Origin of the sequence: Actinocrispum wychmicini, from assembly GCF_004345645.1 — a bacterium.
Lineage (GTDB): Bacteria > Actinomycetota > Actinomycetes > Mycobacteriales > Pseudonocardiaceae > Kibdelosporangium > Kibdelosporangium wychmicini.
In genome coordinates, this window is the sequence record NZ_SLWS01000006.1 from 569,110 (window position 1) to 590,024 (window position 20,915).

The 20,915-nt window shown below is 67.4% G+C and carries 23 protein-coding genes and 1 pseudogene; 10 read left to right on the forward strand and 14 right to left on the reverse strand.

Translation table 11 applies throughout. The features are described from left to right. Positions 1–18 precede the first annotated feature (18 nt). Both EV192_RS28895 and EV192_RS28900 read right to left on the reverse strand, forming a co-directional pair. Complete coding sequence (locus EV192_RS28895; RefSeq protein WP_132120865.1) at positions 19–792, reverse strand: SDR family oxidoreductase; 774 nt, start codon at positions 790–792, stop codon at positions 19–21. After that, on the reverse strand, positions 789–1,535 hold the full coding sequence (locus EV192_RS28900) for an SDR family oxidoreductase (RefSeq protein WP_132120867.1): 747 nt from the start codon (positions 1,533–1,535) through the stop codon (positions 789–791). The genes EV192_RS28895 and EV192_RS28900 overlap by 4 nt, the downstream gene beginning before the upstream one ends. A gap of 63 nt (positions 1,536–1,598) precedes the next feature. On the opposite strand from EV192_RS28900, the gene EV192_RS28905 reads away from it, so the two are divergent. Together EV192_RS28905 and EV192_RS28910 are read left to right on the forward strand one after the other, a co-directional pair. Then, a complete protein-coding gene (locus EV192_RS28905; RefSeq protein ID WP_132120869.1) occupies positions 1,599–2,204 on the forward strand; it encodes a TetR/AcrR family transcriptional regulator in 606 nt (201 codons plus the stop codon). A gap of 126 nt (positions 2,205–2,330) precedes the next feature. After that, complete coding sequence (locus EV192_RS28910) at positions 2,331–2,804, forward strand: DUF1203 domain-containing protein (protein ID WP_132120871.1); 474 nt, start codon at positions 2,331–2,333, stop codon at positions 2,802–2,804. Positions 2,805–2,909: 105 nt separating this feature from the next. On the opposite strand, the gene ligA is transcribed toward EV192_RS28910, so the two are convergent. Both ligA and EV192_RS28920 read right to left on the reverse strand, forming a co-directional pair. Next, the gene (gene ligA, locus EV192_RS28915; RefSeq protein WP_132120873.1) at positions 2,910–5,051 is read right to left on the reverse strand and encodes an NAD-dependent DNA ligase LigA; all 2,142 of its coding nucleotides are present in this window, start codon (positions 5,049–5,051) and stop codon (positions 2,910–2,912) included. Between the two features lie 10 nt (positions 5,052–5,061). Further along, positions 5,062–5,376 (reverse strand): annotated as a pseudogene (locus tag EV192_RS28920) (hypothetical protein); the annotation flags it as partial. A 62-nt stretch (positions 5,377–5,438) separates the two neighbouring features. Between EV192_RS28920 and EV192_RS28925 the strand changes: the two are divergent. The 8 genes from EV192_RS28925 to EV192_RS28960 all read left to right on the forward strand — a co-directional run bounded on the left by EV192_RS28925 (position 5,439) and on the right by EV192_RS28960 (position 9,845). Further along, the gene (locus tag EV192_RS28925) at positions 5,439–5,636 is read left to right on the forward strand and encodes a hypothetical protein (RefSeq protein WP_132120875.1); all 198 of its coding nucleotides are present in this window, start codon (positions 5,439–5,441) and stop codon (positions 5,634–5,636) included. A 137-nt stretch (positions 5,637–5,773) separates the two neighbouring features. Beyond that, positions 5,774–6,994 carry a helix-turn-helix domain-containing protein gene (locus EV192_RS28930; RefSeq protein ID WP_132120877.1) on the forward strand — a complete coding sequence of 407 codons (1,221 nt, stop codon included), beginning with the start codon at positions 5,774–5,776 and terminating at the stop codon, positions 6,992–6,994. An 87-nt stretch (positions 6,995–7,081) separates the two neighbouring features. Next, positions 7,082–7,288 carry a hypothetical protein gene (locus EV192_RS28935; RefSeq protein ID WP_132120879.1) on the forward strand — a complete coding sequence of 69 codons (207 nt, stop codon included), beginning with the start codon at positions 7,082–7,084 and terminating at the stop codon, positions 7,286–7,288. Between the two features lie 421 nt (positions 7,289–7,709). Next, positions 7,710–8,015: a hypothetical protein gene (locus EV192_RS28940; RefSeq protein WP_132120881.1), complete on the forward strand. Its 306-nt coding sequence runs from the start codon at positions 7,710–7,712 to the stop codon at positions 8,013–8,015. 163 nt (positions 8,016–8,178) lie between these two features. Next, complete coding sequence (locus tag EV192_RS28945) at positions 8,179–8,523, forward strand: hypothetical protein (RefSeq protein ID WP_132120883.1); 345 nt, start codon at positions 8,179–8,181, stop codon at positions 8,521–8,523. A 336-nt stretch (positions 8,524–8,859) separates the two neighbouring features. Then, positions 8,860–9,117: a hypothetical protein gene (locus tag EV192_RS28950; RefSeq protein WP_132120885.1), complete on the forward strand. Its 258-nt coding sequence runs from the start codon at positions 8,860–8,862 to the stop codon at positions 9,115–9,117. 14 nt (positions 9,118–9,131) lie between these two features. Continuing rightward, positions 9,132–9,383 carry a response regulator transcription factor gene (locus tag EV192_RS28955; RefSeq protein WP_165960653.1) on the forward strand — a complete coding sequence of 84 codons (252 nt, stop codon included), beginning with the start codon at positions 9,132–9,134 and terminating at the stop codon, positions 9,381–9,383. A gap of 75 nt (positions 9,384–9,458) precedes the next feature. Then, positions 9,459–9,845, forward strand: a complete 387-nt coding sequence (locus tag EV192_RS28960) for a hypothetical protein (RefSeq protein ID WP_132120889.1) — start codon at positions 9,459–9,461, stop codon at positions 9,843–9,845. 104 nt (positions 9,846–9,949) lie between these two features. Here the strand turns inward: EV192_RS28960 and EV192_RS28965 are convergent, their stop codons facing one another. From EV192_RS28965 to EV192_RS29010, 10 genes are all read right to left on the reverse strand, one after another. Further along, positions 9,950–10,963, reverse strand: a complete 1,014-nt coding sequence (locus tag EV192_RS28965) for a hypothetical protein (protein ID WP_132120891.1) — start codon at positions 10,961–10,963, stop codon at positions 9,950–9,952. Between the two features lie 57 nt (positions 10,964–11,020). After that, positions 11,021–11,281 carry a hypothetical protein gene (locus EV192_RS28970; RefSeq protein WP_132120893.1) on the reverse strand — a complete coding sequence of 87 codons (261 nt, stop codon included), beginning with the start codon at positions 11,279–11,281 and terminating at the stop codon, positions 11,021–11,023. Between the two features lie 73 nt (positions 11,282–11,354). Beyond that, complete coding sequence (locus EV192_RS28975; protein WP_132120895.1) at positions 11,355–11,693, reverse strand: hypothetical protein; 339 nt, start codon at positions 11,691–11,693, stop codon at positions 11,355–11,357. Between the two features lie 12 nt (positions 11,694–11,705). Beyond that, the gene (locus EV192_RS28980; RefSeq protein ID WP_132120897.1) at positions 11,706–12,140 is read right to left on the reverse strand and encodes a hypothetical protein; all 435 of its coding nucleotides are present in this window, start codon (positions 12,138–12,140) and stop codon (positions 11,706–11,708) included. Positions 12,141–12,173: 33 nt separating this feature from the next. Then, the gene (locus tag EV192_RS28985) at positions 12,174–13,163 is read right to left on the reverse strand and encodes a glycoside hydrolase domain-containing protein (RefSeq protein ID WP_165960654.1); all 990 of its coding nucleotides are present in this window, start codon (positions 13,161–13,163) and stop codon (positions 12,174–12,176) included. Between the two features lie 16 nt (positions 13,164–13,179). Beyond that, positions 13,180–13,743 (reverse strand): hypothetical protein, encoded by a 564-nt coding sequence (locus EV192_RS28990; protein WP_132120901.1) that lies wholly within the window; start codon positions 13,741–13,743, stop codon positions 13,180–13,182. Continuing rightward, on the reverse strand, positions 13,744–14,262 hold the full coding sequence (locus EV192_RS28995) for a hypothetical protein (protein WP_132120903.1): 519 nt from the start codon (positions 14,260–14,262) through the stop codon (positions 13,744–13,746). It lies immediately after the preceding gene. A gap of 25 nt (positions 14,263–14,287) precedes the next feature. Further along, positions 14,288–16,810, reverse strand: a complete 2,523-nt coding sequence (locus EV192_RS29000) for a hypothetical protein (RefSeq protein WP_132120905.1) — start codon at positions 16,808–16,810, stop codon at positions 14,288–14,290. 46 nt (positions 16,811–16,856) lie between these two features. Beyond that, entirely contained in the window at positions 16,857–20,399 is a 3,543-nt protein-coding gene (locus EV192_RS29005) for a phage tail tape measure protein (protein ID WP_132120907.1), read from the reverse strand. Positions 20,400–20,402: 3 nt separating this feature from the next. Further along, positions 20,403–20,849 (reverse strand): phage virion morphogenesis protein, encoded by a 447-nt coding sequence (locus EV192_RS29010; protein ID WP_132120909.1) that lies wholly within the window; start codon positions 20,847–20,849, stop codon positions 20,403–20,405. Positions 20,850–20,915: the final 66 nt, after the last annotated feature.

Sequence of the window (20,915 nt, forward strand, 5' to 3'; positions counted from 1 at the left end):
ACCACCAGATCAGCCGCGTCACCGGCCGTCGAGCTCTTCGACCTTCCGCTGGAGTTTGTTCATTCCGGCCAGCCACCGGTCGTTCTCGGCCGCGCGATGGACGTAGTAGTGGGCGACCTCCGGGTGCGGCAGGATCAGGAACTCGTCATCCGCGATCTTCGCCGCCACCAGGTCCGCGACCTGGGCGGGTTCGATCAGGCTGTCACCCATCAGCAGTTTGCCGCCGGCCCCGGTCTGCTCGTACATCCGCGTCCGGACACCCTGTGGGCACAACGCCTGCACGCTGATCCCCCGATGCCGGTACGTCGCCGACAACCATTCCGCGAACGCGAGCGCGGCGTGTTTGGTCACCGAATACGGCGCCGAGCCGAGGCTGGTCAGCAGGCCGGCGGCGGAGACCGTTGCCAGGAAATGCCCCCGTCCGCGCTCCAACCACTTGGGCAGCAGTGCGTTGGCGGCGCGGACGTGGGCCATCACGTTCACATTCCAGGTGTTCGCCCACACGTTCTCCGGCGCGTCCTCGCCGCCCATTGGCGCGACTCCGGCGTTGGCGCAGAACAAGTCGATCTCACCCAACACCGACCGGGCCTGGCCGACCAGATCCTCAGGGGCGGTCACGTCACCCACGACCGCCGTGGCACCCAGAGACTCGGCCACCTCAGTGACCCCGGTGTCCATGTCGGCCAGCACCAGCCGGGCGCCGTCGGCGGCGAACCGGCGCGCGAGCGCTTCACCGATGCCCCGCGCCGCGCCCGTGATGACGACACCGGCGTCCGTCAAGGCCACACTCACAGGCCACCTCCCAGCGACACACCGCCGTCGAGGACCAGGGTCTGACCGGTCACCCAGGACGCCTCGTCGGACAGCAGGAACGCCACGGCGCCGGCGATGTCCGCGGGCAACCCCAGGCGCTTCATCGGGTACGCCGCGGCGACCTCGTCCTCCCGTCCCTCGAACAACGCGGTGGCGAACTTCGTCTTCACCACGGCCGGCGCGACCGCGTTCACCCGGATCTTCGGGCCGAGCTCGACGGCCAGTTCCATGGTCAGCCTGATCAGCGCCGCCTTGCTCACGCCGTACATGCCAATACCGGGCGAAGCGCGCAGGCCACCCAGCGAGGCGACGTTGACGATCGAGCCGCCGTGCTCACCCATCCACGCGTCACGCGCCTTGCGCGTCCAGGCCAGCGGTGCCAGCACGTTCACCGCGAGGATCTTCGCCGCCGCCACCGGGTCGACGTCCACCACGGGACCGTAGACCGGGTTGATGCCGGTGTTGTTCACGAGCATGTCGACGCGGCCGAACGCCTCCAGGGTGCGGGCGATGGCCTCGTCCTGGTGGGCGTCGTCGTCGGCCTTGCCCGGGACGAAGATCGCGTGGTCGGGGCCGCCCAGTTCCTTGACCGCCTCCTCAAGGGCCTCCGGCTTGCGCGCGGTGACGCACACCTTGGCGCCGCGCGCGGTCAACTCCTTGGCGACGCCGAGACCGATACCGCGGCTCGCGCCGGTGACGATCGCCACCCGGTCCTTGAACATGCTGTTTCCTTTCCTCGGCGCCTTTTCCTAAGCGCCCGCTCAGCGTGCCGCTACTGTTCCGTCATGACGATGTCGCTGTGGCCGGACGTGCAGCCCGAGGCCGCCCGCCGGCTGATGCTCGCCGCCGTCCAGTCGTTCGCGACCGTCGGCTTCCACGCCACCACGACCAGGGACATCGCGACCGCCGCGGGCATGAGTCCGGCCGCGTTGTACGTGCATTTCCCGTCCAAAGCCGCTTTGCTGTTCGAGATCAGCCGAACCGGCCACGAACAGGCCCTCGCCGAGATCGTGGCGGTCACCGCCGGTGCCGGCGACCCGGTCACCAAGATGCGCGCCCTGGTGGAGAACTTCGTCGCGTGGCACGCGCGCGAGCGAACTGTGGCCCGTGTGGTCCAGTATGAGATCCGCGCCCTGCCGGACCGTGAGTACCAGGTCGTCGCCGGCCTGCGCAGGCGGATCGAACAAGCCGTTCGGTCCGTGATCGGCGACGGCGTCCATGCCGGCGTGTTCGAGGTGCCCGACGAGAAGACGGCGGCCCGTGCGGTGCTGTCCCTCGGGGTCGACGTGGCCCGGTGGTACAGCGAACGCGCCCGGAAGACACCACGGGCCCTCGGCCGCGAGTACGCCACACTCGTGCTGCGCATGCTTGGCTGCACCGACTCTCCTTAGCCGACCGCCATACCTACCGGTCGGTACCTATCGAAACATACTAAGCGGTCGGTCACCAACGGCGGTGACGATTGCGATGTCCGGAACCCGCCAGCGCGGGCCCGCCGCCAGCAGCACTCTTGTCCCATGGAGATTCGATACACCGCGATCCCCGCCGACCGCCTCACCGCCATGCGCGCCGCCGGCCAGGACGAACACGGCAACAAATGGCAGCCGCGGGTCGCCGAAGGCTGGGAACCACTGCGCTGCTGTCTCCAACGAGCCGAGCGGGACGAGGACATCGCCCTCATCTGCTACACCCCGTGGACCGAGGCCAGCCCCTGGATGGAGGCCGGACCGATCTTCGTGCACCACGAAGAATGCGACGGCTACGCCGAAACCGACCAGTACCCGGAACTGTTCCGCACCAACAAGGTGATCCTGAACCCGTTCGACCACACCGGCGCCCGCGCGTACGACCACATCACGTTCCTGGACCCGGAAGACGACCACGTCGCCGCGGTGGAACACATCCTCAGCCAACCCGACGTGGCCTACCTGCACGCCCGAAGCCGCGAAGCCGGCTGCTTCCACTTCCTGGTGACACCCACCGGACACTGACCCACGAGCGCGCGCTCACCCGAGACACGCGCTGTTGCCACCGACCGAGGCGCCACGGGCGTTCCGGGCGTTCCGGGCGTTCCGGGCGTTCCCCATCCTCCTGCGCTACTCGGCCTCCTCCTCGTCCCCGCCGATGGTCGCGACCTCGGTCGCGGCCTCCGGACCTTGCGCGAGCAGCACCCGGAAGCCGTCCTCGTCCAGCACCGGCACCTTCAGCTGCAACGCCTTGTCGTACTTGGACCCGGGTGCGTCGCCGACCACCACGAACGACGTCTTCTTGGACACCGACCCGACGGCTTTCCCGCCGCGCGCGATGATCGACTCCTTGGCCTCGTCGCGCGACAGGGTCGGCAGGGTCCCGGTGACCACGATCGACAGTCCCTGCAGGTTGCGCGGGATGGACTCGTCCCGCTCGTCCTCCATCCGCACCCCCGCCGCCCGCCAGTGGTCGACGATCTCGCGGTGCCAGTCCACCTCCCACCACTCCGTCAGCGCGGTGACGATGGTGGGCCCGACCCCCTCGGCCGCGGCCAGTTCCTCGTCGGTGGCCTCGAAGATCCGGTCCAGGGTGTCGAACTCCATGGCCAGCGCGCGGGCCGCGGTCGGGCCGACGTGCCGGATGGACAGGGCCACCAGCACCCTCCAGAGTGGACGGTCCTGGGCCGCCGCCAGGTTGTCCAGCAGTTTCGCGCCGTTCGCGGTCAGCTCGCCCGCGATGGTCCGGAACAGCTCGACCCGCAGCAACTTCTCGGCGTCCAGGTCGAACAGGTCGGCCTCGAAGTCGTACACGTCCGAGTTGACCAGCGCGGCGGCGCTCTCGTAGCCGAGGACCTCGATGTCCAGCGCGGACCGGCCGCCGATGTAGTCCAGGCGTTCCCGCAGCTGGCCGGGGCAGTGCCGGGAGTTCGGGCAGCGGATGTCCACGTCGGCCTCCTTGGCGGGCCGCAACACCGTGCCGCACTCCGGGCAGACCGTGGGCATCACGAACTCGGTCTCCGCGCCCGTGCGGGCCTCCAGGACCGGGCCGAGCACCTCGGGGATCACGTCACCGGCCTTGCGCAGCACGATCCGGTCGCCGATCAGGACGCCCTTGCGCTTCACTTCACTGGCGTTGTGGAGGGTGGCGCGCGTGACCGTCGAGCCCGCGACCGTGACCGGCTCGGTCACCGCGTACGGCGTGACGCGGCCGGTGCGGCCCACGTTCACCCGGATCTCCAGGAGTTTGGTGGTGACCTCCTCCGGGGGGTACTTGAACGCGATCGCCCAGCGGGGCGCCCGTGACGTGGTGCCGAGCCGGCGCTGCAACGGGACCTCGTCGACCTTGACCACGATGCCGTCGATCTCGTGCTCGGCGTCGTGCCGGTGGTCCCGCCAGAACTCGATGAACTCGTTCACCTCGTCGTGCGTGGACAGCACCTTGGTGTGCGTCGACACCGGCAGTCCCCACGCCCGCAGCGCCTCGTACGACTCGGACTGGCGGCCGGGCTCGAAGCCGTCGCGTTTGCCCAGGCCATGGCAGATCAACCGGAGCTTGCGGCTCGCGGTGACGCTCGGGTCCTTCTGCCGCAGTGAGCCGGCCGCCGTGTTCCGCGGGTTGGCGTAGATCTGCTTGCCCGCCTCCGCCTGGCGAGCGTTGAGCTCCTCGAAGTCCTCGACCCGGAAGAACACCTCGCCCCGGACCTCGACCAGCTTGGGCACCGGGTACTCGGCGGTGCCGGTGAGCACCTCGGGCACACCCTGCAAGGTGCGCACGTTGAGGGTCACGTCCTCGCCGGTCCGGCCGTCACCGCGGGTCAGCCCCCTGGCCAGCCGGCCGTTCTCGTACAGCAGGTTGATCGCCAGGCCGTCGATCTTCAGCTCGCACAGGTAGTGCGCGGCGTCGCCGACCTCCTTGGCGACCCGCTCGTACCAGCTGGTCATCTCGTCGGCGCTGAACGCGTTGTCCAGGCTGAGCATCCGCTCCAGGTGGTCGACCGCGGTGAACTCGGTCGAGAACGTCCCGCCGACCTGCTGGGTCGGCGAATCCGGCGTGGCCAGGCCGGGGTACTGCTCCTCCAGGGCCTGCAGCCGGCCGAGCAGCTTGTCGAACTCGCCGTCGCTGACCGTGGGCGCGTCCAACACGTAGTAACGGAACTGGTGGCCGCGGACCTCTTCGGCCAAGTCGGCGTGTTCGGTCCGCACCTGGGCCGGGATCTCGGCGGGGACGGACTCGACGGCGATCTCGGCAGGTTCGTTCGTGCTGGTCACGCCGTGGAGACTAGCCGAGGCCACCGACAATTTCGCGGAGCTCCAGCAGCCCGATGGCGTCCCGCGGTTCGGCCTCGGCGGTCTCCACCCGGCGGAGTCGCTCGCCCGCGACCCGCTCGCCCAGCGTGACGTCCAGCGGCAGGTATGTGAGCGCCTCCCTGGCCGCGGCCTCGAGCCCGGCGAACTCCGGGTGGTACACGGCGACGTCCACCACACCGTTGTCCACATGGACGGCCACCCGGACATCGGCGAGCGCGATCCGGTGTGCCCCGAGGTTCACCGTGACCTGCGTCGGATCAGGCACCGGCGGCACCGAGTCGTGGTACCACCCGTATCGCTCTGACCTGCCCAAGCAGCCGTGATCATGCGGCAGATATGGGGCACACCGTGAACATCTGGATCGACCCGCCGCCGGACGCCCGCGCACCTTTGCCTGTGTGGCTGCATTGGGCGGCCTTCGTCGGCATCGTCCTCGCCGGACTCCTGTTGGCGGCCGCGACACTCGTCGGTATCAGCCAAGACCAACAACAGCCTTACCGGCGAGCCGAACCGACGGTCGTGACCGTAGCGGGCGCCGAGTCGTAGAAGGCTGGCCCCAGTGCTTCACAAGCACCCGCGGCCGGCAGTTACCCTGGAAGCACCTCTTCACGGAGGGATGCCCCCGGCCGACGGGTCGGGGGCGCGTGAAGAGGGCAACTCCGTGAAGATGGGCGGGTCCAGTTATGGACATCGACAATGCGCTGATCGGCCGACGAGTCCGCGAACTCCGATCCTGGCGAACGATGAATCTCTCGGCGCTCGCCGGGCTGGCCGGGATGTCCGTCTCCTACCTCAGCATGATCGAACGAGGCGAACGACCAGTGACCAAGCGGGCTACCCTCGAGGCGCTCGCACGTGCTCTGCAAGTGTCACCGACCGACCTCACCGGCAAACCCTGGGAACAATCCACCGACCAGGCTGAAGGCCAGGCGCACGCCAGCCTCGTCGCAATCGCAGCCGCAATGGACGCCTACGAACTCGGCGATGACTCCGGCGAGCAGGCGCGAGAATGGCCGCAGGTCGCAGCCGACGTGCGACGGCTTGTCGAAGCGCAACAAATACGGGCAGATTATGCGGAAATGGGCGGCCTTATCCCGCAACTGCTGAGCGAATTGCATACCCTTTATGTCCGCGACCCCGTACATCGCAGAGAGATTCTGCTAGCCCTTGTCCGCTGCTATTCCTCGGCCGTCTGGATGGCGAAGCTGGGGCGCCAGGACGGCCTCACACTGATGGCAGCCATGGCAGCTCAGCGGTGCTCGGAGGAGCTGGGATCTCCGCAATGGCGCGGGTACACCACCTGGCTGCGAGGCGTCACTACAGGCTCCCTGAATCGCGCCAAGCAGTATCAGCGAGCTACGGCCATGGCCGACGAATTGGCCCCCGGCCTGAACAATCCTGAAATAACTCAAGCCTATGGGCAGCTGCATCTGTCTGCGGCGCTAGCCGCAGCGGCACAGGCCGACCGAGATACTGCCGCCACCCATCTCGACGAAGCGGCGGCCGTGGCTGATCGACTCGATCATGAAGTGGGCACCTTCGCCCAAGTGTGGTTCGGAAGGACCAACGTGCGGATCTGGCGTGTGACGATCGGGGTCGAACTCGGTGACGGCCCAGCGCTCGCTGAGATCGCCCGCGACGTTCACGTTGACGCCATCCCCAGCCCGGCCCGGCAGGCGGTGTTCCACGCCACCTACGGCCGGGCGCTACTGGCCGAGAGCCGCACCCGAGACGAGGGATTGGCCGAGATACTGCGCGCAGAGCACTTGGCACCTCAGCACATCCGAGGAGACGTGTTTGTCCGGGAGTCGGTCGCTGACGAGTTGCGACGTGCCCGGCGGGACGCCGGCGGCCGGGAGTTGCGCGGCCTCGCGTGGCGAATGGGCGTTGCCCCAACAGGGTGACAATCGACGTCATTTCACAACCAGTGAAATAACCCCTCAAGATCACACTTAGCGTCACGTCCCACACACGTGGGAGGTGCGAACAGCATGGCCGACTTGCTGACCGGGTGGTATCTACCGGTGATCCTTGAGGTCCTGGCGCCCGTCGGGATTGTGTCCCTGTGTGTCTTTCTCGCGCTGGTGATCAAGCGGCTGAAGGCCAGGCGCGCCCGATTGGCCCCATCGAACGTCCACGCTTTCCCCACGAGCGCGATGCCCAGCCGCAAGATCCGGCAGCTGCGCCATGGCCGGTAACCGCACCCACAATCTCCAGGCGACCACAACCGCCTGGAGCGGGGCCCCGCTGAAGAGACGCAGCGTCGAGCCCCAGCCCGCAGGCGGCCAGACCGGAAGTCCACACCGCCTGCGGGCCCAAGACCTGGGCCGCCACCGCACGGAACCTGTCCACCACGGGCTCCCGTCGGTTGCCCAACCACGCGGTGGCGACCCAGCCCACCCCGACGCGACCGCCCGCACTGGGGGTGCGGTCGCGGACCCCGAACGTGACGCGCCTGGCGTGTCACGAGGGCCCTCGGCTGTCGAGAAGCCACGGAGTCTGCCGACTCGGTACTCCGGCCGAGGGCCCGCACAAAACCCGGACCGCGGTGACCTTGGCGATGGCAGCACCTTCGCCAACGACCGCGGTCCGGGCCACCAGCCGCCGGGCCATGACCGCATGGTGCAGCCGGTCGACGGCCCGGCCGGGCGGCCGCAGGGGCCGCCCACCGCTCGTGCCCAGCCTGTTCCCCATGACGGGCTGGGCACGAGCACCCCGACGGACACCACCCCCGGCTACGTCGAAGGCCAGCACGTCCAGCTCACCACCCCGGTCAGTGACATCCCCGCCGGCTGCGAAGGACGGATCGCCAAGGTCGCGGTCTGGCCCCGTGGGCCGGTCTACGAAGTGTGCTTCTCGTTCTCGGCAGGTCGACAGTGGATCTGGTGCGCCGAGCACCAGATCACGCCGGTCGCCGACCCCTGAGCAGGTGGCCTGGCCACGAGTCCCCCAGCTGAGTGGTCAGGCCACCGTCCAAGCTCCCCGTCCCGATGGCGGGGAGGGCCAAACAAAGCAGGCACACCGGCGCGGCCGCACGGTACGGGCGCGGCCGCGCCGGCGCCCGCCCAACCAACGGTGAAGGCCGCACATGACCCTGCCCATGCCCATGTGGCGCTACTGCAGCTGCGGCTGCGACTACTGGCACAGCGTCAGCGGGCACAGCGTGGCCTGCCCGGCCGCGATCGTGCAGCTCACCGGCGCGACGGTGCCGGCGCCCTACATCCCACCCGGCGGCCGCGCGTGCCCCAACTGCCTGGACATCGTCGAACACGAGGACGAACAAGCACTCCGCAACGTGCGTCGCCGATTCGCCGACGCGCACCCCGACCTCATCGCCGGCCTGGACGCCATCCTCGCCGAGGAACAACGGGCCATCACAGAACAGGGCGGCACAGACTCCGGTGAGGGCCCGGACGAGACAAGACCGCCATGACCTGGATCGCCGGCGGCGTCTTCACCACCAAGCTCCACCTCGTCGCGGACAACGCCCCCAGCATGCGCGTGAACCAACGCCGCTACTGGTGGTCCGTGTGCAACCACGCCTGCGTCCCCATCCCACCCGAGCACGACCTCGAGGCCGCCGGCTGGCCGTGGTGCCGGACCTGCTTCCCCGACATGGCCGCCATCGAGGCCGCCCTGCGCACAAGACCCACCGCCCCACAAAGGACCACGCCATGGCCCACACCGCCGGCCCCCGCGGCCACGACGACTGCATCTGCTCCAACAACGTCAGCTACGCGCCCGGGACCACCCTGGAGCGGTTCAACCTATGAACCTAGCTGAACTACGTGCCGCCGTGATCCAGATCGGCGTCACCCTCACCGACACGGTCGACACAGAGGCCGCCACCATGGCCTACGCGCAGGCGGTCGCGTCGTTCTGCGCGCTGATGGCCGGCTCGAACAACCCGGCGGTCGCGCCCATGGTCGCCTACCTCCACGATCTGCACCAACTGGCCCTCGTCATGGAAGGCAAGCCGGACGAAGCAACGCTGCGGCTGTACGACTTCGCGGCGACCATCCTATGAGGACACACGAGCCCATGGCGGATGAACCGACACCCTCCACACTCGGCCTACGCGGGCAGCAAGTCCTCGTCGGCATGTCCTACGGCCTGACCAACGCCGAGATCGCCGGCCTTCTCGGGTTGAGCCCGCACACCGTCCACACACACATCAGCCGGCTGATGCGCACACTCCAGTGCCACGAGCGTGCACACGCGGTCAGGCTCGGATTCGAGCGCGGGTTCCTCACCATGGGCGATCCACTGCCGAGAGCACGCCGCCAGACCTGACCGGCGCCGCGTAACGCCCAGAAGATCCACGAAGACAAGCTCCGGGAAACCCGCCCAACGGGGAGAAGATCCACAATGTCTGACCGAAAACGAGCCGCCCTGTTCGTCTCAATCGTCGCAACCTGCCTGCTGCTGATCGGCGGCATCGGCGTGGCTTCGGCTGTCACCGTGACCGGGGTGACCGGCTCGATCTCCTGCGGATCCGTATGGTCGCGCAACGACAGCCAGGCACGTCGTGACGGCGACACGCACGACCTCACCAACATCAGACTGGGCGTTCCGCTCAGCGCCCTCAGTGATTCGTCGCTGGCCAACGCACAAGCGTGTGCTGACGGCATATCGGGCCGACGTTCGTGGTCATTGACGCTTGTCGGCCTCGGCCTCGTCGGCCTGCTGGGTGCAGCCATCTTCCGGCGTCCACCACAGGACGGATCAGCCGATGAGCGTGCGGCTCCTGCCTAACCCCGGACATGCCAAAACGGCCCTGCCGCTCCCGAAGGAGCAGCAGGGCCGTAGATGGTTCCCCTGGCGTCCGCCCGACGCCGTCTTCCCTGTGTAGCGGGAGTCTACCCGACCGATCCCCAGTTGATCAGTTGCCAGTAGAACGGGTAGTTCGTGCTCGAGTAGACCACGCCGGTGCCGTTGCTCTTACACACCAACGCGATCCGCAAATTCCCGCTGTCCAGATCGTTCGAGGTGACGATGAACGAGTGCGGTCCGGCGTGTCCGATAAAGGTGTTCTGCGTGTACCAGTCCGGCTCTCCCTCGATGGCCGGTGTGGCGGAACCTGTGGCCAGGTAACGCTGAATGGCCGGAGTCGGTCCGGTGATCACGCCGACATCCAGAAACGCGCTCGTGTTCTGGCTTCGCATCGCCGACATGCTGACCTCGACCGTGTCGCCCGCGACTGCCGGAATGTCCAGCTCGAACCCGGACACGGCCGCCCAACTGGCGCCGGTACTCGGCAGGGTGGTGTCGCCGCTGGTGATGTACGCCCGTCTAAACGTCGGCTTGGTGGCCTTGGTCGCGACGTTCGCGCTGAGCGTCGCGAGATCCCCGACCAGGTTGGTGACCTTTGACTCCGGAATCGAGTTCACCGCGACCGTAGGGTCGGCGCCGGTGCCGCCGATCGTGATGGTCGAGTCTCCGGCCGTCACCGACAGGACACCGGAGCCGGAGGGCAGGTACTGGGCCGGGATGTGCGCGGTGCCGTCGAGCGGGACCACGCCGCCGGCGACGCCGAGCTGGGAAGCCAGGATGAACACCGGTGTCGCACCGGCCGAGCTGCGGGGCGCGGTGGACAGGTCGAGTGTGGACCCGGTCGGGGTGATTGTGTACGTCACCAGCGCGGTGTTGGTGATCCGTTCGGTTACCTGGTACTGCAGCGCGGTGGCCTGGGTGTTGTTGACCAGCACCGTACTGATCGATCCGTTCACCAGCGGGATGTGCACCGGGGACCCGGCCACGATGGTCCCGCTGGCGGTGGCTTCCTGGATCGGCTGGAGGCTGATGATCCCGGACGCTGGGGTGTTGTCCGGGTTGACCCAGCTGCCGGTGATGGTGATCGTGGACAGCGGCATCGTTCACCACTCCGTTCCCGGGCTCGGCACGTCGGTGGCGGGTCGTACGCTGCGCGGTCAGGGATTTCCTGCGTTGCGGGTCTCGATGGCGCGTTGCACCCAGGAAAGCGTGGTGACGACCGCGGTCTTGATCACGCTGCCGATCACCAAACTCCAGTCCACCGTGGTCGCTTGAACGAGGGGCAACACGACAACGATCACGGCCAGCAGGACGTCGAACAGCAGGTTCTGTAGCAACGTCCGCAACGCTCGGGAGTTCGCGTCGGCCGACGTCGACGGGATTGGATCCGGCCCTGGCGGTGGGGTGGGTGTAGTCATGTGTGCCTCCATGAGCTGGACGCAGTCCGATCTGAACTGCGCCGGTGATGTGTCCGTGCACGGCCGCGCGTCGTCAACCGCCGTCGGTCCACTGGTCCAGTTGCGCCTGTGCCTTGGCCAGGTCCCTTGTGAGGTCTGCGATCCTGCGGTCAGCGTCGGCCAGTTGGTCGGTCAGTGTGACAATCTTGGTTTCCGCGGCCGCGAGGTCTGCACGTAACGACCGCACCTGCGCGGCGGCCGGCTCCAGGAGCGACACCGCAGTGGCCGACAGGACCTGTACTGCGTCCGCTTCCGTCTTCTCCGCGTCTGCGCTGATCTTGCGTTTCGTCGACCGGACCGTGACGAGCGACCCGAGCCCGGCCAGCCCCCCAGCCGCGGCGACCAGCGTCCCGACAGCAACGAGGATGTCCACAAGGGAACCCTTTCACTCCAGTTGATCAGTGGAGTCGGTGACCATCGCCGCCGCGCGGATGGCCCGCAGATCACGGCGGATCTGAAGCACGCGCACCACATTCGCGACACTGAACGCGATGAGCGTGAACCCGAACCCGACGCCGCGGACGCCACCCACGGTGAAAATCGCCAGCGCGAAGAACAGATACAGCCCAGTGTTGATCAGCAGCCCGGCGCGCTCCACCAACGGGCCCACGATTCCACGCCAGCAGATCCCGGCCAGCGCGATCGCCGCGGACGCCGCGAGCCCGAGGTAGAACGCTTGGCCATAGGCGCGCGGCAGGAGCAGCAAGATCGCGTTGGACGCAGCTTGGCTGTAGCCGAAGAATCCGGTGAGGCCAGACAGCAGCGTGAACGCGAGCAGCACGATCTCGTGCGGATGCCTGCCACTGCGAATGGTCAGCACAGCGCCCCCTTGGTGGCGGCCGGGGCCGGCATATCAGGACGCGGCCTTGGCGAGGATGGCCTTCAGGCTGGCGTCGACCGCGGCGCGGACGTCGTCAGCCGTGGCACCGGCCTTGATCAACGGCCCCAGGATCGGCGCCAACACCGGTGCCATGGTGGCGGCGAGCGCGTTGAGGTCGATCTGGCCGCCGTTCTGCTGGGCTCGGACCGCCGCGATGATGTTGGCCTCGTCGTCCGACAGGACCCCGGCCAACGCGTCCACCTTGGCGCCGAGCTGAGCGATCGCGCCGAGCAGGAACGCGCCGTCGCCGGTGTCGAGCGCCCGATACGGCCCCTGCTTGTTGTCCTCGTCGGTATACCGCTGCACCAGCATGCCCATGACTCGGTCACGAGTATCGTGCAGCCAGCCGTCCTGCGTAGTAGTCAGCGTCACGTCGTCCTCCGCGTTGTGTTGCCCCCAATCCGGGGCCAGAACGTCATTGGCGTCCGCTTCGACCCCGCCCGGGTAGACGTAGCCAGCGTGTTGGTACAGGTGTGCTCCCGGATAGCGCAGGCCGTGGGACCAGGCCACGGTCTGCCACCCGAACGCAACATGGCCTTCCTCGAGCGCCCGTTGCACCACGCTGATTTGGCCGTACACACCCGCGAGGGCCACCCCACCGAGTTCGGCCGCGGCACCGTCCAGGTAGGCCATCACGGTGTCGTGCCGCGCGTGGCCGATGATCTCGGTATCGATGGCCATGTAGATCGGCCGGTGCTCCGGGAACCCGATCCGGGTGGTGGCGTCGGCGCGGGCGCGTGCCCCGGCCACGTGCCCCGCTGGCTCCCCGCCGGCCCAGTCGGTCGTGCCGCCCTCGTACACCAGGGCCATACCCAGGGCGTGGTGGCTGAAGTCTTCGTACTCGCCGCGGTCGGTGCACTTCGGATTCTTAGGGAACCCGCAGTACCTCACGGCGCCGACATATCCGGCCCCGACGATCGCGAGCGCACCGGGTCGGCCGACGTAGTCCAGTACCTGGCTCACCGTGCTGTCCTTCCTGTCACGTGGAGTTGGTGACGAAGAACGCGCCGAACGTCGAGCCGCCCACGAAGGTATCGAGCGTGACCGCGCCGCCCGAGTTCTGGTAACCGTCCAGAAAGAGCGTGGCGCCCACGGCGAGGTTGGCCATCCACGCCACGTGGTGGCCGCCGGCGCTGCCGTTGACCGCCGGCAGGGTGGAGGTCACGGCGATGTTCGCCGGGATCGATGTGCCGTTGACGAGGATGTCGGATTGGATGAGGTTGGCCGCGCTGACCGGCCACCGGATCTGCCCGAAACACCAGTAGATCCCGGCGTGTTGGATGGTGACTTGGTTGGGGACCGCCACCGTCCACATGTTGTCGGTGTTGATGATCGCCGCTTGGAAGTTCAGGATCGTGTGCGTCACGTTGGGGACCGATTGGCCGCTCGTGGTGTTGATCAACACCGAGGGTCGTTGGGTGTAGAAGCCGGCCTGGTTGTAGGCGTACAGGTTCGTCAGGTTGGACGCGAGGGCGTTGAGGTCGCCCTGATGCACCACCGTCCCGTCGACGAAGCTCGGGATGGCGGGAGACGGAACACCCATCTACGGCTCCACACGGGTCGGGGTTGGCTCGGGCATGGGGCGCAGGGTCGCGACCTGCCAGTCGCGGCCGCCGTCGACCGTGCCGTGCTCGGGGTGCCTGCTTGGGTGGTCGACGGCGGACACGACGTACGGGGCGCCGGCGACCCATACCTGCTGGCCCTGCTGCAGGAACGCGTCAAACCCGCCCTCGGTCAGGGTCTCGTCGGTGTCGCCGTGCACCGCTCGGATCCATGCCTTCGGAGTGGTCGAGATCAGGGACAGATGCCGGGCGAGATCCATCTGCAGTGGCCGTGCGGTGTCCACGGTGAGCGTCACCGTGTTGCGATCAGAGCTGATGGTCACGTCGCGGACAGTGTGCGCGTAGGCCGGATCCAGTCCCGGGACCATCACGGTGCTGCCGGGCAGGTCCACCCATGCTTCAGCGTTGAACCCAATGTGCGCACACACCGGGATTCCCTCGCGTTGGCAGTCTTTGCAGGACGGTGGCCCCTCGTAGGCGAGGGTCACTGTGGTGGTCATCGGCATCGAGCTTCTCCCGAGGGCGTCAGTAGACGGGGACGGTGCTTGTTCCAAGGACGCCGTAGGTCGAGTCGCCCAGGATCCACGCTGTGGGGACGAAAACGGGGCTGCATTGCAGTTCCACCGTGTAGCTGCCGTCGGCCGGGCTGCCTTGCTCGGCGATGGCCTCGACGTAGTAGTCCCCGGTGATCAGCGTGCCGGCCGAGGTGCGCATCGCTACCGTGATGCGTTGGGACAGCTCGAGGCCGAGCACGAAGTTCCACATCGTGGGGTCCGACGCGGGGCTCAGCACCAGCCGGCGGACACGTGGTGGTGCGTTCAGCCCCGGTGCACCGCCGGGTTTCGAGTACCGGTTGAGGTAGAAGATCGCGGCCTGGGACAGGTCGAAGTCGGAGTTGACCTGGAGGGTGGCGGACAGGATCCGCTGCCCGTAGGCGGTTTGCGATGTCGCGTTGATCTGTGGCGCGAAGTTGGAGTTCGCGGGCCTGGACAGGTTCGCCTGTGAGTACACGTAGGTCGGGTCGTAGTCGTACTCGATGCCCTCCGGGTGTAGTTGCCCGGCGGAGTTGCCGATCGTCGCGGCCGAGGTCTGTTGGGTGTAGCGGCTGGCCCGGTCTTCCCACACGACCCGGCCGTCCGCGCTCGCGTAGAGAAACGAGTTCTCGGTGGCGGTGATCTCCTGCAGCACGTCGAGCATGGTGCGGGCCGACTGTGGCGAGTTGGCGTCGTCGTAGCCGAAGTCCGGCGCGAGCTTGGCGTAGCCGGCCGCCGCGGTGTATGCGGTGGCCGACCAGTAGGTGTTGAGCAGCCGCGCCACACGAGCACCGGCCAGTTCGTTGATGTAGCCGATGCCGCGCTTGTAATGCGCCAACAGTTGGCTGCTGCTCAACGCCGCCGGATACGCGGCGAGCTGCGCCACGGACACGCTGGTGGTCGGGGTCCCATATCCTGTGGTCGCTTCCACGAACAGGTTCATGATCGGGAACTGCGCGGCGGTGGGGGCCGGGCTCCACACCCAACTGTTGAACGCGCCGTCGACGGCCGTGTCGAACCCGCCGCCGGAGGCTCGCAGGCAGATCGCCAGGTAGTGCCATTGACCGTCCGGGAACCCGGTCCAAGTGGCGGGATTGGGCACGAACGGTCCGAACCCCAACGAGGCGGTGTTGGTGAAGAACACCATGAGTTGGCCGCCGGTCGTGTACCAGCCGAGGTAGTCCCTCGGCCCGTCAGGCAGCGGGATCGGCTGGTTGTACACGTTCTCCCCGACACCGATCGTGGCCGCGCCGAGGAAGGCCGTGCCGGAGGTCAGCTTCACCCAGGCTTCGATCGTGAAGGCGTTCGGGATCATGGTCTGCATGCCCTGCGTCCCTAGATACGTGTTGTGGGCCGACGGGCTGGCGGTCGGTGGCGTGTCGTTCTGCTGTGAGACATTCGCCGCGGCCGACCCGTCGAGGAAGGTGTCGCCACCAAGGTTCACCTGGCCGCTGGGCGCCACGCTCGTGTACGCCAAATAGGGCTGGCCACCTTTCGGCAACTGGACCGTCAGCGGCAACGCCTGGTCGGTGTACGGGATGTAGATGTACGGGTTGTCCGCAGCGATCGTGGACTGATACGTCTGGTTGATCACGGTGCGGGACAACACACTCAGCGCGTCGACCGCTTCCAGCGGCTTCACCCCGCGGAATCCCGCGTCCGTCCACGTCTGCGGATACCTCTCGATATACCCGGTGTACCGGGGGGAGCGTTTCGGGCCCGTGGTGGTGAACGCGGACGCGGACGACGCCAGCTCCAGCTGGCAGGCGTCGAGGTACACGGTGAACGGGAACCCGGGCGCGGTGCCGGATTTGACGTGGAGGTAGCTCACGGCGTTCGTCGCGGTCGCGGTGACCGACAACCTTTGCCACGCGGCGGTGGTCGACGAGGTGGCCGACCCGTAGGTCGTGACGGTCGGCGAGTACTGCCCGAACACAAGCGTCACCGTGTAGGTCGCGGGCACGTACACGTACACCGACAGCGTGTACGTCTGCCCCGGCACCGTCCACATCAGACCGCCAACGCGGTCCGACGAGGCGGTCAGCGTCGCCGCGCACGAATGCGTCCCCGCGAACGCCTGGGTCGTGGACACGACCCGGGTCGCGGCGGTACCGAACACGCTCGTCCACGCCACCGTGGTCTCGAACGACGGGTCGTACGCGGTCGACGAGCCGGGCGGTGTGTTGGTCGAGTTGAGGACGTTGCCGGCCAGGTTGCTGCTGGCCGCGTTCCACAGCCCGGCGCGTTGGATACACCGGTAGGGCAGCAGAGTGTTCGCACCGCTGTTCCAGGCCGAGGAGGTGTTGGCCGGGTTGAGGGTCTCGGCGCGGTCGAAGACGCTCACCGTCATCGTGCCGGCCTCGGCGTTGCCCAACTCGTACTGGCGGCCCCGGCGGGTCTGCCAGGCCTGGGTGCGGGTGCCCGCGACGCTGTTCAGACTGACCGCGGCCGCGCCGGGCACCGCCGGTGGCCCGGCGGTGAAGTCGGCGACGAAGTCGAACAGCGGACGCACCACACCCACCACCTCCTCCGCAGGCTCCCCGATGGACTACAGCTGGACGTCAGGTCGCCGCGAACGTGAGTCCGTTCTGGACGTTGCGCATGCCGTTCTGCAGGAACGCCTCCTGCACCGCCGACTTGATCTCCGCCTTGGTCGACAGCAACGCGTTCGTGTACACGTTCACCGTCACACCACCCCCACCGACCGGCACCGCAACCGCCTGGGCACCCGCCCCGATCCGGTCGCCCAGCATCCGATACGCGCCGCGCAGGTCACTGCGGTTCATCGCGTCCATCACCTGGACACCCGCCGCCCTGACCGCCGACGCCTGCTGGACATACTCGGTGTTGGACAGCATCGCTGGAATGTCGTCGGACGTGTCCGACCCTCGCCCGGAGACCGGGCCGCCAGGCCCGAAGTGGGCGAGGCCGCCGTGGGCGTAGGTGACGAGACCACCGTGAGCGCGAAGCTTGTTGGTCTTCGCGCCGATCCGGTCCATCATTGGGTTGAGCGCCCCGAGGTCGTGGTACAACCGGCCGAGCGCGTTCTCAGCTTGGGACGTATCCGCGGTGACGTTGGTGGAGATGTCCTTGGGCACCTGCATGTACTTGTTGGTGAGCTCCTGGATCTGGTCCTTGGTTAAGCCAGCTTTGGCCAACACGGCCTGCAATGCGGCGACGTCATCGGCGAAGGCCTTGTTCCCTGCCTCCACCGAGTGGGTTTGCTGTGCGACGGCTTTAGCGTGGTCCTGTGCCGCCGTCACGGCGTCAAGGATCGCGGAGATGTTCTTGCGGCCCTTGTCGTTGTTCATGTCCAGCGAGCGGCCGTTATCCTTCAACGCCAGAGCCGCCGCGTCCACACTGTCCTTGTACCTCACTGTTGCTTTGGTGGCGTCTATGTTGCCGCCGTTCAGCAGGTCCAGCTGATCAGTGAGAAGCTTCGCCTCGTTCTTCTCCGCGTCCATCGCGTCGGCCGCCTTCTTCGACGTGGACACCAAATCGCCGGTGCTGCCGTCCGCCTTGATAGCACCTAGCGCGACCGCGTCGAGATGGTCAGCTGACTGGTGCAGGGCACTGGACTGCCGGTCCGCCGCGTCCTTCGACGCGTTCAGCTGCCCAGTGAGGCCCTCGAGTTCTTTCAGCAGCAACTGTGCGGCGGTGCCGGTGGAGTCCATCTCGCGGACATCCCGCCCGCTGAAGCTGCTGCCCTGATTGTTCTTCTGGTCAAGATCGATCCGTGCCTGGATGATGCCCTGCAGTTTCGTTTTGAGGTCGTCCAGTGCGCTGCCTTGGGACATGAGCGCGTTCGTCAGTTCGCCTTCGGAGATGCCAAGCTGCTTCGCCTTGCCGAATGCGTCGTCTTTCTCGAGCTTGTTCACCGTCCAGGCTCGGGTGTTCTGCCCGAGTGCGTCTCCGTCGTCCTTGATGGCCCTAGTGAGGTCGTCGACCGCTTTGTTCGCGTCCTTGTTGCCGCTGCTGAACAGGGCGACCGCGCCGATGGCCAGACCAAGGGCGATGCCCCATGGTCCGCTGAGGAAGTCAAGAACGCCTTTACCGGCGGTCTTGATCTTCCCCATCGCGCCTTCAGCAGCACCCATGTCGGACACGAAGTTCCCGAACGCGCCCTTCTGGTTCGCAAACCAGCTCCCCAATGACCCGAGCGGACCCGACAAGCCGTTCACGGCGGTCCCAATCCCGCTGAGCGCCGTCACGACGAGCACGGCCTTGCCCTGCCACGTGTCCATGTGCGAGATGCCGTAGTCGAAACCGGCCGCCAGCAACCCGAGCTTCACCGTGGCTCCAGCAACGCCTTTCGCTGTGGAGTCGAGGTTAGACACCCAGGAGATCATCTTGCCGACGCCGGCGGCGAGGGCGCCGACGAGCACACCACCGATGGTGATTGCGAGTGTCTTCGCGGCCCATTCGTTGTTGCTGAGCCACTTCGTCACGTCGGCGATGACGCCGGCGATGTGACTGGCCACCGGCAGGAGCACAGACCCGATCTTGATCGCGAGAGACTGGGTGCCTTTCTCGGCGTCGGCGAGCTTCTGATTGAGCGTGTTCTGGACCTCCGACCAGCCTTTGACGTTGCCGTCTGCGTCGGCCGCGCTACCGCCGATGGCCTTGATCGCGTCGGCGGTGTAGTCCGCGTTCTCACCAGTAGTCATCAGCGCCACTTTGAGGCCGGTGGCGTCACCCATCAACTTCTGCATCATGCCGCCGTAGGTGTTCATCACCTGGCCGCCGGACAGCTGCTCAGTACCGAGCTGGTGAGTCGACTTCACCATGGTCGCAAACGAAGCCGCCTGCCCAGCCGACACGGCGTCCAAGCCCTTGGTGGCCTTCTGGTAGTCCCCCATCGTGATGGCGCCGCTCATCAGTTCCTGGCCCAGCGCCTTGACCTTGGGGGTGCTCTTCGAGAGAGCGTCACCGAGGTCGATGATCACCTTGTCGGAGCCGGGCGGCATCGCTTTCTTGACCGCCTGGGACAGCAGGTTCATGGTCCCAGACAGGCCCCGTTCGCCAAGCTTCGCCTTGACGTCGTCAGAGTCGATTCCCAAGCTGGCCATGGCTTTCGACATGACCTGCGTCGGCGCTTGCAGATGCCTAATCGCATCAGCCATGTTCTGCGTGGCCTGCTGGGCGCTGATGCCGTGCACGGTCATGGACGCGAGGACACCGAGCACATCGGACATCGAGATCTTCGCCGCCGACGCGACCGGCAGGATGCTGTTCAATGAGCCGGCCAACTCGTCGAACGTCATCTTTCCGCTCGACGTGGCGCCAATGAACTTCGACATGGTGTCGCTGGCGGCTTTGGTGACGTCGGCCGCGGACTGGGCGTGCGGGTAATAGTCCCGCAGGGCACTGGACAGTGCGTCAGCGACTTCCACGCCCTCGGCGCCTTCCGCCTTGGCGCCCTGCTCGGCAGCTTTCAACACCCCCAGGCCGGCCTCGGCGTGATACCCGGCGGACTCCACCTTGTACATGGCGGCGGACATCTCGGTCGCGGAAACACCGACGTCGCCCGCCAGATTGAGAATCCCGGTCCGGACCGTCTTCAGGCCGTCTTCCGACTCGCCGGCCGAGGTGACGAGTTTGTTGGTGCTTTGTTCGAAGGCGCCGGCCATCTTCAGGCTGACGCCGGCGATGATCCCGGCCGCGAGCCCGACGCCCTTGACGACCTTGCCAACCGCGGCGTCCTGCTTGGCGGCCGCGGCCTCGGCGGAGGTGCCCATCTTGACCGACATTTCCTCGGTCGCCGCAGCTGCTTTCGCTTCTGCCGCTTCGAGATCCGCGAGCAACCCGACGGTCTTGGACCGCATGGCCTGCATCGAGACGTAGATCTCTTCGTTCGACCGCGCCGCGGCCTCCGCGGTCTTCTGGAACGACGCCGCGACCTTGTTGTTCTCCGCCGCGACCGTCTTGGCCTCGGCGCCGACCCGTTCGCCCATCTGCCCGACGGCGGCGGACATCTCGGTCGCGGTGGCCTTCACCGCGGCGCCGGCGTCCGTGAAGGACTTCGCGAACAGCCTTACTTCGCCGACGGCCTCGGTGGTCGTGGCGACGAATCTCAGGACTACCGGGGGGATCGCGTCGGCCACGGGTCACACCCCCAGAGCTCGGCGCCACGCGGCGACCATGATCGCGAGGGCGTCCTTCTTGACCGCCAGCAACGTCGGATGCATGTACGGGCGGGCCGGGAGCCTCGACCGGTGGCCGCGGCCCGCGGTGCCGCCCAGTTCTTGGATGCGGGCGTAGGCCGTCGTCGGGCCGACCGATGCCTCGTACGTGCCGGCCCCTCCGGTCGGGCCTTGGACCTGCACCGAGCGCAGCAGCGTGCCGGACACCCGGGCTGGTGGCTCACCCGGCGCTGAAGGCGTGGGTGTGCCGCGCTGGTGGCCACGCCTGCTCAGTTCGCGTTTCGCCACGGCCTCGGCCTGGTGGGCGATCAAGCCCACGCCAACCTTCGTCGCCGCTTCCAGGGCGATGGCTTTCGCGATCAGATTGGCCGCCGTACCGTCCCATTCGGCCATTTCGATGGTGAGCTGCACGGCTCACCCCCTGGCGCGGTGTTCGTCCTTCAGCGCGACGATCTGAGGTATCCGCACCTTCAGCCC

What these genes read in the sequence shown, in the direction of transcription:
- EV192_RS28900 (WP_132120867.1), bottom strand. Translation starts at nt 1,535, where the DNA reads ATGTTCAAGGACCGGGTGGCGATCGTCACCGGCGCGAGCCGCGGTATC.
- EV192_RS28905 (WP_132120869.1), top strand. Translation starts at nt 1,599, where the DNA reads ATGACGATGTCGCTGTGGCCGGACGTGCAGCCCGAGGCCGCCCGCCGG.
- EV192_RS28910 (WP_132120871.1), top strand. Translation starts at nt 2,331, where the DNA reads ATGGAGATTCGATACACCGCGATCCCCGCCGACCGCCTCACCGCCATG.
- EV192_RS28930 (WP_132120877.1), top strand. Translation starts at nt 5,774, where the DNA reads ATGGACATCGACAATGCGCTGATCGGCCGACGAGTCCGCGAACTCCGA.
- EV192_RS28935 (WP_132120879.1), top strand. Translation starts at nt 7,082, where the DNA reads ATGGCCGACTTGCTGACCGGGTGGTATCTACCGGTGATCCTTGAGGTC.
- EV192_RS28940 (WP_132120881.1), top strand. Translation starts at nt 7,710, where the DNA reads ATGGTGCAGCCGGTCGACGGCCCGGCCGGGCGGCCGCAGGGGCCGCCC.
- EV192_RS28945 (WP_132120883.1), top strand. Translation starts at nt 8,179, where the DNA reads ATGACCCTGCCCATGCCCATGTGGCGCTACTGCAGCTGCGGCTGCGAC.
- EV192_RS28950 (WP_132120885.1), top strand. Translation starts at nt 8,860, where the DNA reads ATGAACCTAGCTGAACTACGTGCCGCCGTGATCCAGATCGGCGTCACC.
- EV192_RS28955 (WP_165960653.1), top strand. Translation starts at nt 9,132, where the DNA reads ATGGCGGATGAACCGACACCCTCCACACTCGGCCTACGCGGGCAGCAA.
- EV192_RS28960 (WP_132120889.1), top strand. Translation starts at nt 9,459, where the DNA reads ATGTCTGACCGAAAACGAGCCGCCCTGTTCGTCTCAATCGTCGCAACC.
- EV192_RS28965 (WP_132120891.1), bottom strand. Translation starts at nt 10,963, where the DNA reads ATGCCGCTGTCCACGATCACCATCACCGGCAGCTGGGTCAACCCGGAC.
- EV192_RS28970 (WP_132120893.1), bottom strand. Translation starts at nt 11,281, where the DNA reads ATGACTACACCCACCCCACCGCCAGGGCCGGATCCAATCCCGTCGACG.
- EV192_RS28990 (WP_132120901.1), bottom strand. Translation starts at nt 13,743, where the DNA reads ATGGGTGTTCCGTCTCCCGCCATCCCGAGCTTCGTCGACGGGACGGTG.
- EV192_RS28995 (WP_132120903.1), bottom strand. Translation starts at nt 14,262, where the DNA reads ATGACCACCACAGTGACCCTCGCCTACGAGGGGCCACCGTCCTGCAAA.